The sequence below is a fragment of the Paenibacillus koleovorans NBRC 103111 genome (assembly GCF_004000845.1).
GTDB classification, from domain to species: domain Bacteria; phylum Bacillota; class Bacilli; order Paenibacillales; family NBRC-103111; genus Paenibacillus_AA; species Paenibacillus_AA koleovorans.
In genome coordinates this window covers 1-2,100 of the sequence record NZ_BIMA01000235.1, presented here as the reverse complement: position 1 = coordinate 2,100, position 2,100 = coordinate 1, and the positions used below count along the sequence as shown (strand labels likewise).

The window sequence follows — 2,100 nt, the reverse complement described above, 5'->3', positions numbered from 1 at the left end:
GGCCCGACTAAGTTTGCCAACACCACAGCAAGGGCAAAGGGTAGCATCTTTACCTGTCAACTTCTTCAGCAAATCCAGCACGGAGATTTTTGTTCTGGGCAGATCTTTCAGCTGTGTTTTCGTGAGCTTCTTGCAAAGTTTCAATTTTGTAGCTTTATTTCTCGGGCTGAGCAAACCATAATGCCGGATTCTCGTAAACCCATTTGGCAATACATGAATCAGAAAACGGCGTATAAATTCTTCGACGGTTACCTTCATCTCTTTTTGTTTGTTGCTGTCCTTGTAGTCACGCCACTTGAAAGTCACCATACCGTTCTCAAGTGTCATGATACGGTTATTGGAAATGGCAACGCGGTGCGTATATCTCCCCAGGTATTCAACGACAAAGCCCGCGTTTTTAAAGGGAGGGTTACAGTAAACGACCCATTCTCTTTGATACAGCGTTGACATCAGCTCATTGAATCGCTCCTGATCTTTCAGGTTTGCAATAGAACCATAATAGTCAAGTTTTGCCTGCTTCAGATAATATAAAAACTTCCCTCTGAATTTACGGGATAGCACCTTTACTGGGATAAAGAACTTTTTTCTGGAGTGAACCCACTTGCCAGATGCATTCAAACCTCCGCCTGGGACAATACAGTGTAGATGCGGATGATGCGTCAGGTTTTGTCCCCATGTATGGAGAATCGAGGTGAAGCCAATTTGCGCGCCCAAATACTTCTCGTCAGCCGAAAGCTCGGATAATGTTTCGGCAGCGGCCTTAAATAGCAGATCATAAACGATCCGTTGATTTTGATAAGCCACCGGATTTAATAGATCCGGAAGGGTAAACACCACATGAAAATAGCCAACGTTGAGCAAGTCATCTTTTCTGGCTTCAATCCAGCGTTCCTTATTTAACGTTTGGCACTTGGGACAATGACGATTCCGGCAGGAGTTGTAAGAAATGCGTGTGAACTCGCAGGTGTCGCACGCATCCACATGCCCGCCCAAAGATGCCGTTCTACAGCTTTCAATCGCACGCATGACTTTCAACTGATTGAGCCAAAGGGAGTGATTGAGCCGATAGGCTTGACCATACGCTGCAAAAATATCCTGTAACTCAACCATGGGAAGCGTCCAATGTAATCGTCATCGTTGGTGAATGATCCAGCGGGCTCTTCACACCTGAAATAACATTGGCCAAGTGCAGGTAAATCGTCGTAGACTGAATATTCGAATGACCAAGCAATTCTTTTATCTGTAATAGTGTGGCACCATCTTCAAGTAAATGAGTGGTAAAGGAATGCCTCAACGTGTGGACGGACACGTCTTTGGTAATATTCGTTCGATTCACCGCTCTGTTGAAGGCATCCTTGATGCCGGCGGAAGTAATATGAGTTACCTTATACGTACCGAGGAAAAGCCAACCTTCCGGATGTTGTGGACGATACACTTTCCAATATTCACGCAACACATGGAGGCAAGCTTCTGAAAGTAAAGTGAACCGATCCTTGCCGCCTTTGCCGCATTCAACAAACACCCGCATGGTTTTGGAATCGATCTGCTGGATTTTGAGCGCTGCTACTTCACTAACACGTAGACCCGAGCTGTAGGCTAACATGAGCATTGCCTTGTGCTTGATGTTGTCGCAACCGGTCATAATGGCCGATATTTCTTCTCTGGTCAGTACTTCGGGGAGGGCCTTACGCTTTTTCTGGCGTGGAATCTGAAGATAATTCAGTGTACGGTTTAACGTGACGGCAAAGAGAAACCGGATGGCTGCACTGTACGTATTTACGGTTCCAGGTGAAGATTTTTTTCATGAATCAAGTATTGCAAGAACTTACGAATGTCCTCTACATCAAGTTCGTGCACCGGACGATTACAGTACGTCAAAAAAATGCGCGCATTCAGTGTATAGCTATCCAGTGTGTTCTTTGACAATCCTCGAAGCAGGATGTCTTCTCTTAACCGAGACAAAACTTGTTCATTGTTATCCATGGATGATTTCTCCTTGAAATGATTTAGCAGTAAAAACTGCATGGTCATTTTAAGACAGGAGAAGGTTTAATGAAAAGGAATAAACAGAACACCAAGCTGTTGGGTTTATGGGTTTAA

General features: G+C 44.6%; 3 protein-coding genes. All 3 read right to left on the bottom strand.

Going from position 1 to position 2,100, the window contains the following annotated elements; genetic code table 11:
- Positions 1 to 1,110: IS91 family transposase (locus PKO02S_RS31920; RefSeq protein WP_127589314.1), on the bottom strand; the 1,110-nt coding region annotated here is incomplete at its 3' end.
- On the bottom strand, positions 1,103 to 1,642 hold the full coding sequence (locus tag PKO02S_RS33030) for a tyrosine-type recombinase/integrase (RefSeq protein WP_218033996.1): 540 nt from the start codon (positions 1,640 to 1,642) through the stop codon (positions 1,103 to 1,105). The genes PKO02S_RS31920 and PKO02S_RS33030, both read right to left, overlap by 8 nt.
- A gap of 134 nt (positions 1,643 to 1,776) precedes the next feature.
- Complete coding sequence (locus PKO02S_RS34080) at positions 1,777 to 1,983, bottom strand: phage integrase N-terminal SAM-like domain-containing protein (protein WP_218033995.1); 207 nt, start codon at positions 1,981 to 1,983, stop codon at positions 1,777 to 1,779.
- Positions 1,984 to 2,100 lie beyond the last annotated feature (117 nt).

What these genes read in the sequence shown, in the direction of transcription:
- PKO02S_RS33030 (WP_218033996.1), bottom strand. Translation starts at nt 1,642, where the DNA reads ATGACCGGTTGCGACAACATCAAGCACAAGGCAATGCTCATGTTAGCC.
- PKO02S_RS34080 (WP_218033995.1), bottom strand. Translation starts at nt 1,983, where the DNA reads ATGGATAACAATGAACAAGTTTTGTCTCGGTTAAGAGAAGACATCCTG.